The sequence below is a fragment of the Aciduliprofundum sp. MAR08-339 genome (assembly GCF_000327505.1).
Taxonomy (GTDB): domain Archaea; phylum Thermoplasmatota; class Thermoplasmata; order Thermoplasmatales; family Aciduliprofundaceae; genus Aciduliprofundum.
The window spans coordinates 1,382,873-1,394,717 of record NC_019942.1 but is presented as its reverse complement, the minus strand read 5'-3'; the positions used below and the strand labels follow the sequence as shown (position 1 = coordinate 1,394,717).

Annotated in this window: 15 protein-coding genes and 1 tRNA gene; 8 read left to right on the top strand and 8 right to left on the bottom strand. The window is 43.6% G+C overall.

Features of this window, described 5'->3' with window-relative positions:
- Positions 1–85: 85 nt before the first annotated feature.
- Positions 86–215: transfer RNA gene (locus ACIM339_RS07470), tRNA-Glu, on the bottom strand.
- Between the two features lie 91 nt (positions 216–306).
- Between ACIM339_RS07470 and ACIM339_RS07465 the strand changes: the two genes are divergently transcribed.
- Positions 307–621: a DeoR family transcriptional regulator gene (locus tag ACIM339_RS07465; RefSeq protein WP_337954326.1), complete on the top strand. Its 315-nt coding sequence runs from the start codon at positions 307–309 to the stop codon at positions 619–621.
- The gene (locus ACIM339_RS07460) at positions 622–2,367 is read left to right on the top strand and encodes a phosphoadenosine phosphosulfate reductase family protein (RefSeq protein ID WP_015284006.1); all 1,746 of its coding nucleotides are present in this window, start codon (positions 622–624) and stop codon (positions 2,365–2,367) included.
- Here the strand turns inward: ACIM339_RS07460 and ACIM339_RS07455 are convergent.
- Complete coding sequence (locus ACIM339_RS07455) at positions 2,364–2,720, bottom strand: response regulator (protein ID WP_015284005.1); 357 nt, start codon at positions 2,718–2,720, stop codon at positions 2,364–2,366. The two genes, ACIM339_RS07460 and ACIM339_RS07455, sit on opposite strands and share 4 nt — an antisense overlap.
- The gene (locus ACIM339_RS07450) at positions 2,717–4,093 is read right to left on the bottom strand and encodes a gas vesicle protein GvpD P-loop domain-containing protein (protein ID WP_015284004.1); all 1,377 of its coding nucleotides are present in this window, start codon (positions 4,091–4,093) and stop codon (positions 2,717–2,719) included. The genes ACIM339_RS07455 and ACIM339_RS07450 overlap by 4 nt, the downstream gene beginning before the upstream one ends.
- Positions 4,094–4,181: 88 nt before the next feature.
- Between ACIM339_RS07450 and pyrH the strand changes: the two genes are divergently transcribed.
- Positions 4,182–4,856: a UMP kinase gene (gene pyrH / locus ACIM339_RS07445; protein ID WP_015284003.1), complete on the top strand. Its 675-nt coding sequence runs from the start codon at positions 4,182–4,184 to the stop codon at positions 4,854–4,856.
- Positions 4,837–5,385 carry a DUF2085 domain-containing protein gene (locus ACIM339_RS07440; RefSeq protein ID WP_337954325.1) on the top strand — a complete coding sequence of 183 codons (549 nt, stop codon included), beginning with the start codon at positions 4,837–4,839 and terminating at the stop codon, positions 5,383–5,385. Before pyrH ends, ACIM339_RS07440 begins: the two co-directional genes overlap by 20 nt.
- Here ACIM339_RS07440 and ACIM339_RS07435 read toward each other — a convergent pair.
- From ACIM339_RS07435 to ACIM339_RS07420, 4 genes are read right to left on the bottom strand one after another with little or no spacing between them, the layout of a single operon-like run.
- Positions 5,333–5,593 (bottom strand): DUF504 domain-containing protein, encoded by a 261-nt coding sequence (locus tag ACIM339_RS07435; protein ID WP_015284001.1) that lies wholly within the window; start codon positions 5,591–5,593, stop codon positions 5,333–5,335. The two genes, ACIM339_RS07440 and ACIM339_RS07435, sit on opposite strands and share 53 nt — an antisense overlap.
- Entirely contained in the window at positions 5,587–6,009 is a 423-nt protein-coding gene (locus ACIM339_RS07430) for a hypothetical protein (RefSeq protein WP_015284000.1), read from the bottom strand. The genes ACIM339_RS07435 and ACIM339_RS07430 overlap by 7 nt, the downstream gene beginning before the upstream one ends.
- A gap of 15 nt (positions 6,010–6,024) precedes the next feature.
- Positions 6,025–6,729: a 6-hydroxymethylpterin diphosphokinase MptE-like protein gene (locus ACIM339_RS07425; RefSeq protein ID WP_337954324.1), complete on the bottom strand. Its 705-nt coding sequence runs from the start codon at positions 6,727–6,729 to the stop codon at positions 6,025–6,027.
- The gene (locus tag ACIM339_RS07420; RefSeq protein WP_015283998.1) at positions 6,647–7,828 is read right to left on the bottom strand and encodes a DUF373 family protein; all 1,182 of its coding nucleotides are present in this window, start codon (positions 7,826–7,828) and stop codon (positions 6,647–6,649) included. Before ACIM339_RS07420 ends, ACIM339_RS07425 begins: the two co-directional genes overlap by 83 nt.
- Before the next feature lie 74 nt (positions 7,829–7,902).
- Here ACIM339_RS07420 and ACIM339_RS07415 point away from each other — a divergent pair, with 74 nt between their 5' ends.
- Positions 7,903–8,571, top strand: coding sequence for a fumarylacetoacetate hydrolase family protein (locus ACIM339_RS07415; RefSeq protein WP_015283997.1), 669 nt, complete (start codon positions 7,903–7,905; stop codon positions 8,569–8,571).
- Here ACIM339_RS07415 and ACIM339_RS07410 read toward each other — a convergent pair.
- Positions 8,552–9,310: an HAD-IIA family hydrolase gene (locus tag ACIM339_RS07410; RefSeq protein ID WP_015283996.1), complete on the bottom strand. Its 759-nt coding sequence runs from the start codon at positions 9,308–9,310 to the stop codon at positions 8,552–8,554. The genes ACIM339_RS07415 and ACIM339_RS07410 overlap by 20 nt on opposite strands.
- A gap of 86 nt (positions 9,311–9,396) precedes the next feature.
- Here ACIM339_RS07410 and ACIM339_RS07405 point away from each other — a divergent pair, with 86 nt between their 5' ends.
- From ACIM339_RS07405 to cas6, 3 genes are all read left to right on the top strand, one after another.
- Entirely contained in the window at positions 9,397–10,002 is a 606-nt protein-coding gene (locus ACIM339_RS07405) for a hypothetical protein (protein WP_015283995.1), read from the top strand.
- Between the two features lies 1 nt (position 10,003).
- A complete protein-coding gene (locus ACIM339_RS07400) occupies positions 10,004–10,708 on the top strand; it encodes a metallophosphoesterase (protein WP_015283994.1) in 705 nt (234 codons plus the stop codon).
- A 327-nt stretch (positions 10,709–11,035) separates the two neighbouring features.
- Positions 11,036–11,830 carry a CRISPR-associated endoribonuclease Cas6 gene (gene cas6 / locus ACIM339_RS07395; RefSeq protein ID WP_337954323.1) on the top strand — a complete coding sequence of 265 codons (795 nt, stop codon included), beginning with the start codon at positions 11,036–11,038 and terminating at the stop codon, positions 11,828–11,830.
- Positions 11,831–11,845: the final 15 nt, after the last annotated feature.

Below are 11,845 nucleotides of genomic sequence, written 5' to 3'. Positions count from 1 at the left end.
GAGGGTAGAGGGAGAAAAATAGGGGGTTTTGAAAGTAATTCTTCTTTGGGGGTAAAGCACCTTTCTTTTTAAGAAATGGGCTCAGTGCTCCGGCCGGGATTTGAACCCGGGTCACGGGCTTTCTTCAAAGCCCGATACCCCTTTGGGGTAAAGCATCTTTTCCAAAGGGGCTTTTCGAAAGGCCCGAATGCTTGGCCGGGCTACACCACCGGAGCATGCAGTTGCCCGTTAAGGCGTATAGGCACTGGGCATATAAAATTTTTTATGTGTAGAAAATTTTTATAGTGCTGGCCAATACTCCTTTAGGTGAGAAATGTGCTCACGAAGAGAATTTATAACGAACTGGAACTTCTCTCAAGGCATATTCGGGTACTTGAGGTTGTGATAAAAAAGCAACCGGTTGGGATAATTCGCATATCCCAGATACTTGGAATAGGGGAGCATGAGGTCCGCAACTCACTATCCACCCTTGAAGAAAACGGATTTATAAGACCAACTCCAAATGGGGCAGTAGTTAATTCTAAATTAAAAAGCGAATTGTTAGAACTTGCAGAACAGCTTGGAGATATTGAAAATATTGTGAAAATTCTTAAAAATCAGACGTTGAAACTCGTGGTTTAGATGGGAAGGCCTGTTTATCTGGGAAAAATCAAACTTTACTGGTGTGATGAATGCAACGTTCCACTGGTGAGTAAGGGGTGCGGGATTTGCGGGAATGAAGGTAGGAGGGTTGAAATAACTCCCCCGGGAGAGGTGAGGATTGGCTTTGAGGGTGACCTGAAATTACTGAACAGGGCCCTTGAAAAACAGTTTGGAACTGTTATAAGGGATCATCTTGTACTATTCAATCGTGTGCCCCACTACGACAGGATGGACGAGATCATCGTGGATGGGAAGGTTATTGGTAACCTGAGATATGACATAAATGAGGGAGAATTTAAAATGGCCCTTAGGATGGACGGGGCCTATTTTTTGAATTCACATATTAAAAGGGGCTGGGTGGTGGTTGATGATGGTGCCATAGCGCCCATTTTGAGCGGTAAGAACCTCATGGTTCCTGGAGTTACGTCATTTGCCGAGGATATAAAAATTGGAGATGAGATAATAGTTCGGGATTCTTCTGGCAGGGCCGTTGCAGTGGGAATTGCAAAGATGTCAAGTGAAGATATGGAAAATGCCAGTAGAGGCGTGGCTGTAAAAATAAGACACAGTGGATACGGAAAATGGGTGCGTAGAAGGCAGCCAAGAATTGAAGATATTATACGTGCCAATGAGGAACATCTCAAAAAAATTGAACAGAGAGGAGTTAAATTTATCAAGGATATAAGTGCCAAGTACGATTTGCCACTTGCTGTATCTTTCAGCGGAGGAAAGGATTCTCTTGCGGTGCTATTGCTTGCCATGGAATCGGGTATTGATTTTTCCGTGTTTTTCCTTAATACAGGGATTGAACTGCCAGAAACCGTTGAGTACGTGGACGAGGTGGAGAAGGCTTACGGTATAAAGATTGATAGAATTGATGCAGGAAATGCATTTTTCGACTCTCTTGAGCACTTTGGGCCACCTGGTAGGGATTACAGATGGTGTTGCAAGGCATGTAAACTTGGACCTACCACGCGGTACATACTTGAAAGATACCCGAAGGGACTCCTCACACTGATAGGGCAGAGAAGGTATGAGAGCTTTGAGAGAATGAGAAAGGGGAGTGTTTGGAGAAACGAATGGATTCCAAATCAACTATCGGTGAGTCCCATTCAGAACTGGACATCATTTGAGGTATGGTTGTATATCCTCTGGAAAAAGGCACCCATCAACATCTGGTATAAAAGGGGATTGACCAGGATAGGCTGTTATCTATGTCCATCCTCTGATCTTGCTGATTTCAGCATAGTTAGAGAGTATTTTGAGGGCATCGATGACTGGTTCTCCTACCTGAAGATTTACGCCAGAGATCGGAGCATACCTGAGCAGTGGAGCATTTCCGCTTGGAGATGGAAAAATCCCCCAGGATGGGCAGGCGGTGTGAGGGTTGAAAGGGAGAAGTTGAAGGTTGAATTTGAAGGTGAGTCTTGGAAAAGTATCCGTTTCAATAAAGAGGTGGACATTGATTCCATGCTCAATATGCTCTATGCACTTCCCGAGGGTTCTTGGAGAGAGAGGGATGGGGAAATAGAAGTTTCTGAGAAATACGAAAGGGAGGCTAGATCTCTAATTGTGAGGTCTCAGGAGTGCATTGGATGTGGGATATGCCTTGCCCGCTGTCCCGTGTCGGCACTTCATCTACATAACGGAAAAATAAAATTGATGGAAGATAGATGCATTCACTGTCTTGACTGCCTTGGAAAATGTCCGGTGGAGGAGTTTTAATCTATATTGTCCATGATTTTCTGCCTGAAATAGGAAATGCTCACATTCTTCACCAGATAGTCCTTGGCACCCGCTTCCAACGCATCCTTTATCACGGATTCCTTATCAAGCCCGCTTATGACCATTATGTTTGCCTCGGGTTTTATCTCCCGGAGTCTCTTTATTATTTCCACACCGTTTGAGTCCGAAAGTATAATATCCACCATTGTCAGGTCCGGATTAAATTCGTTGAATTTCTTTATTGCCTCCTCACCGTTCTTGGCCCAGAGTATCTCCACATCATCATTTTTGAATACATCCTTAACGAATCTGTAGAACAATTTTGAGTCATCAACAAGGAGAATCCTTTTCATATTATCTCCTCCTTTATTATTTCAGGATAACCTTTTCTGGAGGATAGGCTTAAAAGATATGCGTGAGTCCAGGGTTTTATGCCGTACATCAGCACATCCCCGTTGTAGTTTTTGAACTTGATATATATGTCCGCCACGCCACCACTGAAATTCTTGATTGTTTTATCCGAGATTTTTCCCGTTATAATCAGGATTCCCCCCCTCTTTCTTATGAAATTGCGCATGTAATCTAGGAACTGCATTATTTCAGATTTTTCAAGGAAACTGAAAAGTCTGTCGTAGCCTATGATAACCAGAGGATTCATATCTCCCTCCTCTATGACTTTCTCAGAACTTTCAATGATATCTTTCAAATTGTAGAAATCAGTGGGCTTTACGAATTCTTCCATCTCCTCCTCAGGGTATATGATTTTCAGTTTTCCAAGGTATTTTTCAAGCCGAAAGAGGTAAATCTGGTACTTGATCTCGTTTATGTCCATATCATTTGGGGGTATGATTATGGTTTTTAGCCCGTTTTTCAGGAAATTGGCAACTGTGGACATGAAGAGGGTTAGATGGTACTCCTTGGGAATGTTCTCTTCAAAATCGTAAAGAACGGTGTTGCCACGGTAAAAATTCACCACATCGTCCAGGATAACGGATGGTATGGGCGATCCCATTTTTATGTCTTTTTTTGGAGATTCAACTATACTCTTTGGATGTTTAAATACCGTAGTTTGCAAGATTTTCACCTTGCCATTTTTCAGAGTGAACGCGTACTCAGACCTCCTTATCTCCACGCCCCTGAGTTTTTCAAAACTCAGCCATCTGTTCACTCTACCGTAGTCCACCATCTTTCTTAGTGTTATGACTCCATCAGCCACGTAGGATAGTTCATCGTCCTCATCACCCTCTTTGTTTATCACTATGTTAACTCCGAAATCTGAGAGTTTTATTATGTTCAGAAAGAATCTCTGGGGATCGTAAATATCCCTTCTCTCCCTTTCTTCCAGGGTCTTGTACTTCAACTCCTCAACTATTGTATGCCAACTGTCGAGTATTATTGTGTCTATCTCGCCCCTCTCCACCATGTTCAATGCCCGGCGAAATGATTCTGGAAGTAGGAAGAAAACATTACCAAAACTATCCGATGGATTGTGGTCGTACTTTTCATCTATCACGAGAATCCTGCTCTTGGTACTCTTATCAAGCCATCTGTAATTTCTCATAATATCATCATAAACCTTCTTGGGAGCGATGAACACGGAGTTCTTGAGATCCTTCATAAGTGTGAGTGTAAATATGGTCTTTCCAGTGCCCGGCAACCCTCTGATGAGAAGCACCACACCCTTCTTCTTCATGAAGTTCTTTATTTCCTGGGGCCAGTTTTTCATAGGTTTAAAATATTGGTAAGGCATATTAATCTTTCGCTGTGCCTATTTCCTATGACAATTTTTTAATAGTGCATGCCGATAATCATTTATGGTTGTGATCTCGCTGGGTGGCTCAATTGTGTGCGGTGAAAAACTAAATATTGAATATATATCCAAATTCAGGAAATTTCTGACTGAGTTTTCAAAAAAGCACAAAATATTCCTTGTGGTTGGCGGAGGAAGAGTTGCGAGAGAATACATACATGCTGCTGAGAATCTTGGGATGGACCAGTACACAATGGATATGCTGGGCATAAATGCAAGCAGAATGAATGCAGCCCTGTTTCTTGGAGAGTATTCCTATCCCCGGGTTGCAATGGATATAGAAGAGGCGGTAATTGCGTCCTCCTCCTACAATGTTGTTCTTATGGGGGGTACAGAGCCTGGGCATACAACAGACGGGGTCTCTTTGCTTCTTGCTGAGAGACTGGGTGAAAATTTGGTTGTGAACATGACCTCTGTGGGTGCACTTTACGACAGAGACCCGAGGGTTTATGAGGATGCAAATAAAATAGAGCATTTGAGTTATGAAGACGCAGAAAAGATGTTTTTTGAGTTGAAGATGAATGCCGGGCTCAATATACCATTTGATCTCATCTCCCTGAAGATCGCCGAGAGAAGCAGGATAAAAATATGCATCATTGGTAAGGATATAGAGAGCCTGAAAATGGTGATGGCCGATGGAAGATGCCCGGGCACGGTTATTGGAAACCTTCACCATTGATCTCAGGAAAAATGAGAGGGTAAACTGGCTGCTTTTCATACCGGCAATCTTGTTGCTAATATGGGCAATTCTTCTATTTTTATCTCCCGCACTTATGCCCCCAAATTCCATCTATCTTGGAAATAATGGAAAGGTAAGCGTAATGGATAACGCGCCCTATATAAATTCTCATATCCATAATCCATTGTTTCGGGCGGTTTACATTGCAGGCGACTTCATGTGCCATCAGCATGCCGATCGCTCATTCTTCATAAACGGGAATCAGATGCCCTTCTGTGCAAGATGCACCGGAATATTTTTGGGTCTGGCATTTGGGGCATTTATTGGGAGCATTTTTAGGGTCAGAGTTGGACTTGGACTGTACATATTGATCATACTTCCCATGGGTATTGATGGTGTTTTACAGCTTCTCACACCCTATGAGAGTACAAATTTAATAAGAATCATAACAGGCATGCTTGTGGGTACCTTCACATCTATGGTTTTTTACTATATTTATTACGATTCCCGTGAAATCTCTCAAAGATGATCTGTCCATCGTAGAGGATTCTTATTACCCTGTGGTAGGGTATCATTCCGTTTTTGGTAAATATAAATTTATCACCCATATCCACGATATCGCTACCGTGCAGGATGGAGTATCCTCTGGAACTCAGCCTGTCAATGTAATGCACCTCTATGAGGTTGAAATCCCGGTCTCTACGCCACTTATATTCGTTCAACGTTTTTCTCACCATCTTTGGCGCCTCCTGGACCTTCGGGAATGCTTTACATACACATACCCGATCAGATGCACGAGAGTTGCCACTATGATCCATGATATGAGCACCGATGTGATTGTGTATATACCGAATAAATAACCTTCCGATCCCAGGGTCAGCACAAGCACGAGAGAACCATAAGTTTTACACCCAAACAGTGGAAATATGCGTTTCCATCTGAGTTTGACGGATACATACCCAAGGATAGTGTATGCAAGCAGGAATAGAAAAACGTACTGATTTATGTCAATTGAGCCGAGGAGTATCAGAAAACTCAGGGTGTTGGCGTAAACGCTGCTCCAACTCACATAGTACTTCTCCACCACTATACCTATGTAGATAAGCAAAACGGCGCTGAGAATTGTGGCAATCTTTGGATTGAGTATTATCATCTCAACTCACAATATTCATTTTGAATTTAAACTTTCCCAGATTATTGTCGCCCCTGAATTTGAAGCGTAATCAATTAGATACCTCGCCCATCTGAGTTTTTTTCTCTTCATAACTATGTTCTTTCCCTCCTTTATCCGCGGATGCTCAAAATCAAACCCAACAAGGTGAATTTTTGCTCCAAAATGCCAGGCTAGAAATACTGCCCTATCCCCATCTGTGAATCCCCCAAAATTGTACACATTTGCAATGGGCTCAATCTGGGTGGTACCAAATCTTTTCTGAAAGAAGTCAGCGTAGTTCAGAAGGTGCATATTGTCCCCATGGGCATGGATTCCAAACACCGAGTTTCTTAGTTCCAGTAATTTTGAAACATCTCCGTCCAGATCCGTGATCACGATCCCTGGTTCGATGCCAAATTCATGAAGCACAGATGCAGAATCATCTGCAGCTATTATGCATGCTCCATCGGGTATAAGTTCAATCTCTCTTTCTAAAGAGGGGGAGAATCCCGTGATGTAAACCTCATCGCCCAAAATATTTTTTATTTCGTTCTCCTCAAGATGCCTATCTCCAAGAATTTTAGATAGCGTGTTCCTTGCTCGAATTTCTTTTTCGTAAGAAAAATTAAAATCTACTTCAATCTCCCTGTACAACCTCCTCCAGTTCCTCCAGTACATCTTCCTCTTTCTCCTTATCCTGCTTTTTTTCTTCTTCTTCAATTAAACCCTCTTCCTTCAACTGCCTTTGAAGGAACGCTGCTGTTATTGCTAGAATGACTCCACTCACGGCCATAACGGTTATGGGTACAATGGATGATTCGCTCTTTGCCTTCAGAATGATTAGAAGATAATCAAGGGCTGAGTATATGATCACGCCCATTGCTATGGTGGAGAGCAAGGCGATCCAGAACGATTTTGTGTATGTGCCTTTGTGTACCCATATATCGAATGTCTTGCCCCCCTCCCTTATTAAAACCGAGAACACAAACCAAACTATGAATGTGTGCAGGAAAAGTATTATCTGGACTATGAAATCCTTTCCATTTACGGCATCGTTGTAGCCGAAATCGAGACCCACAAGGAACACCAGAATTGCCAGAGTATCTGCGACAATTGTTATCTTTGCCTGGGCCATTGAGGCACGAATATGTGCTATGATTTGTTTGGTTTTCTTCCTTATGCTGTAAACTCTGTCTAGGAAGTAAAGCCCGAGGGTTAGAGTTATCACCGTGAGTGCCAGGGTGCCCGGGCTCATGAGGTTCCATCCTGGAAATATGGCTCTTATGAATGCTATAAGAATTGCTGCCACGGCATACGCCAGAAAAATAAGGGCCACGGGAACTAGAATCTTCTTGGCAATCTTCTTATCTTTCATGGCCTTAACTATGAAATAGTAGGTGCTTTCTATGTTCTTTGATTGCCTTACTATGACCTTCCTCATGTGCGTAATGGGTACCTTTGATGTTATGAGGGGAATTATGTACTCGTCCTCACTTCCATCGCTCACAAATATGGCGTTTTCGGGCTTGACCTTCTTGAGTACCTTATCAAGTTGTTTTGCTATGATTTCATCACTTTTAAGGCCCACATCCTCATGCCCCGTGAGAGTTGCAACCTCAACATCCTTTCCCTCCTTCTTGAGCCTATCGTAAAGGGAAACGGCGGCAAAAATTGAATTTGCATCAGAATCCTCCGGGTCTGCAAGGGCCAGAGCAGTGGCCGCATGCAAATTCTTATTTCTTCCAATAACCGGCCCCTTCACCCCTGCCTTGCGCCCAAGGTCATCGTCCCTGTCCACACATAAAATGAGGGTGGTCACAAATCTTAATGAACTTGGATTTATATTAAACTTTTTGTGGAAAATGATTTATTCTTTTGAATCATTCTCACCCCATGCTGAAATTACCCTTTATGGATGGAGAGTACCGAGTTAAGCCATCAAAGATTTTATGCCTTGGCAGGAATTATGTTAAGCATGCGAGGGAGATGAAGAGTGAGGTGCCAAAGGAGCCCGTTATATTTTTGAAACCACCATCCTCGCTTGTCGGCCCAGATTCTATCATTCTTCTGCCCCCTCCGAGCAAAACGGTTCACCACGAGGTCGAACTTGCTGTGGTTATTGGTAAAGGAGGTAAAAACATAGGGGTAAAAGACGCCACCTCTCATGTGCTCGGTTACACAATCTTGCTTGACATAACTGCAAGAGATCTGCAGGCAGAGGCAAAGAAAAAAGGGCTACCTTGGAGCGTTGCCAAGGGATTTGATACATTTGCCCCCATCGGACCCAGGATAGTTCCCGCGGAGTCAATCGATCCACATCACCTTGAAATCGGCCTTAAGGTGAACGGAGAGATCCGGCAGAAGGGAAGCACTGAGGATATGATATTCAAGGTGCCAGAGGTCATTTCTTACATCTCCAAAATAATGACCCTTGAGCCCGGGGATATAATTGCCACAGGCACTCCCGAGGGTGTGGGTGAGATAAAGGATGGGGATGTGATTGAGGCGTGGATTGAGGGAATTGGCGTGCTCAGGGAGAGGGTCAGGAGAGATACCCGCTGAGGATATCTGGTAACTCAGCAACGCTCTCTACCACCATATCCGCCCTGCCTTCCCTGCTCACTCCACTGAGCACGAGAATTTTCTTTGCACCTAATTTTTCGGCGAGAAGCATGTCCGTCTCTACCCTATCGCCAACCACATAGTAATCTCCACTTGGGAGTACCTTCTTTATTATCCTCACGTAGGGATCGTTGGGCTTGCCCATCACCTTGGCTTTTTTGCCTGTGGCCGTCTCAAGGGCAGCAACCATGCTTCCCGCCCCCGGAATCAGGCCTTCCTCCGATGGAAAATTTTTATCATCATTGGTTGCTACAAACCTTGCACCGTTGTTTATTGCTAGACATCCGTATTTTAATTTCTCATAGGTCAATTCAAGATCCATACCCACTATCACGTACTCCGCCTCTCTCCATTCCTTCATCTCCACGATTTTCCAGCCAATTCTCTCAAGTTCGTCGTATATCCCGGCGCCACCTATTACGAATGCCCTGGATTTTTTCCTCTCTCCTCTCAGAATCTCGGCGGTTACGTATGAGGATGTTATTATCCTCTCCGGTTCAACATGCATTCCCATTTTTTCAAGTTTTTCCGAGAACATTTTTCTCGTTTTCGTGGAATTATTGGTGGCAAGAATGAATGGAATGTTGTTCTCCTGCAGAAACTGGATAAACCTGTCTGCACCCTCAATTTTTTTGTTACCCCTGTAAAGCACACCGTCCATATCAATGATGAATTGCATATTTGGTGATGGCAAATTGGGATTAAATACTTGGCATTTATGAAAAGAAATAAATCCAATTACTGCCATGCCTCTGTGGTGATAATATGCCCTTGAAATTTGAAGAAATAGTGGAGTTGAGAATCTTGACAGGTCAGGTTGTTGGCTACAGAGCACTTTTTGGATACAGCAGGATCGCATTTGTGGGAATGAAGAACATTCTTTGCACAGCCATAGCCTCCTCCATGGAATCGGCCTACATATCCGCCACGGGAGGTGAGTGCAGGTACTTTGCCATGGAGGATATTGACACGGTGGCCAATGAAATTGCCGAGTACGGACCAAATCTTGTTGCGGTTTTCGTTGGAGGTTCAAAGGAATTTGACTCTCTTCGCAGCACTCTGCATACCCTGTTCTCCGCCCTTGCAGATAGGGAGATTGATGCAGATTATCTCTTCCACCTCTACACATTCAAGAAGGTTGGGCTTGATGCTCTGCGCGAGGATGAGAAAATACGCAACTACCTAGCGGATAAGAGACTGATGGCTTATACGGCGAATTTTGACGAAGGTCTTGTTGAATTGCGCGATGTGTACATCCTTGAGAATGAGATATACAGTGAAGTTGTGGAGGAATACCCCATATCATTCAGGCACACCCGCATATTCAATCAGGGATTGAAGGGAAGGATCATAAAATTCGAGGAGGAGTGAGATGCGAATCCTAATACTCAGCGACATACACGGAAATCTGGATGCCCTCAAAACGATTCTGGATAGTGAGAGATACGACGCAGTCTGGTTTCTGGGAGATCTCACGGACTACGGTCCAGAGCCGCATATGGTGCTTGACACGCTCAGGGATCTCAGACCCGAGGTATGGGTGATGGGCAACCACGACTATGCCAATGCCCACGGCGTTGATTGTGGCTGCGGCGAGAAAACCCATGATCTGAGCGTTTACACAAGGGAGAATATCACCCAAAAACTGCTCACCAAGGAGGATCTGGAGTTTCTGAAAAGCATTCCTCTGTACCGGGAGATCAGGATGGATGCACGGGATTTTTATTTTGTACACGGATGCCCGGCTGATCCTTTGTACGGGTATATGTTCGATTTCATGCCCGAATGCATGCGCAACGAGATTGGGGGCATGATCCATACGGACATTCTTCTCTTTGGCCACACACACTTCCCTGTTAGGGGAATAAAAGAGAACGTGGAGTATTTCAATCCCGGATCGGTGGGACAGCCCAGGGATGGTGATCCCCGGGCCTCCTACGGCATATACGATGGCGAGTTTCATTTGAGAAGAATAAAGTATCCTGTGGATCGCGTTGTTAGAAAACTTGAAAATCTGGTGGAGAGAAGGGATTACTTGGAGAGACTTAAGAGCATTCTGCTCAAAGGTAAGGTATAGTTATCCGGTACACATCGATATCCCTGGTATAACAGTAACTCTGTATTTGGTAACCTCACACGTATTACGGAGCAGTAGTGAGCCTTTCATCTTGCTATATTTTTCTCAATAAACTCCCATTATGTACAGTCTCCTGAGTGCGTGCATATTTTCATTGTACAGAAGAATCGGGTATTTCAGAACTCATTTTAAAAACTCCTTGCTTGTGAGGATGGGCTTGGTTATGATCGTATATGAGGTAAAGCTTAGTGGAACCTGTGCCTGTTAAGTTGTGTGAATTCACACATGCATTTTCCCCCAATTTCTGATGGGCAGGATCAAAGGGGTATGCTCTGTGAAAACGATTATATACTCTCAAAACCCTTCATACCTGTGCGTATCAGGATAGAGTTTGGAGAGATGGCCGATAAGATCATTCCCATAGACTACCATTACTACCTATTCTCCGCCGTCTACTCTTGGATGCGAATGGGCAACGAGGAACTTGCAACAAGGTACCATTATTCAAAGGATCTCAAACCCTTTACATTCTCTGAGATCAAGGTTGGAGCTAGACAGATTGATAATTTGCTTCAAATTAAAGAATCATTGGGCTCTCTCATATTCTCTTCATGCTTCAACGATGTTGTTGAGGCAGTGGTTAAAGGAGCCCTTATGGAGGGTGAGTTAAAAATAAAGGACGTATCCTTTCCAATAACATCCATAGAGGTTCTTGAGGAGCCTGAATTTTCCAAGAAAATGGTGTTCAAAACAATATCACCCATTGTGGTTTCCAAGCCTGTGAGGGATAAAAATGGCAGGTATAGACACTGGTTTCTGTATCCCAACGAGGTTGAGTGGTATGTCTATCTGGAAAAAAATATCAAACGAAGACTTATGCTGTTTGATGGGGAGGAGTATTATGGTTCGATGAAAATAAGGGTTCTGGAGTCAAAGAAACCAAAGAGGTATAAGATTGCCGGTGGCTACGTGCGAGGTTCAAAGGTCGTATTTGAGATCTCTGCTCCCACAAAATTGATAAAAATAGGGTATCAATCCGGATTCGGCGAGCGTACAGGCCAGGGATTTGGATGTGTTGAGATCGTTAAAAAACCCTCAAGAATATTACGTGCAAAAGATTAAATACTTTAAATAAGT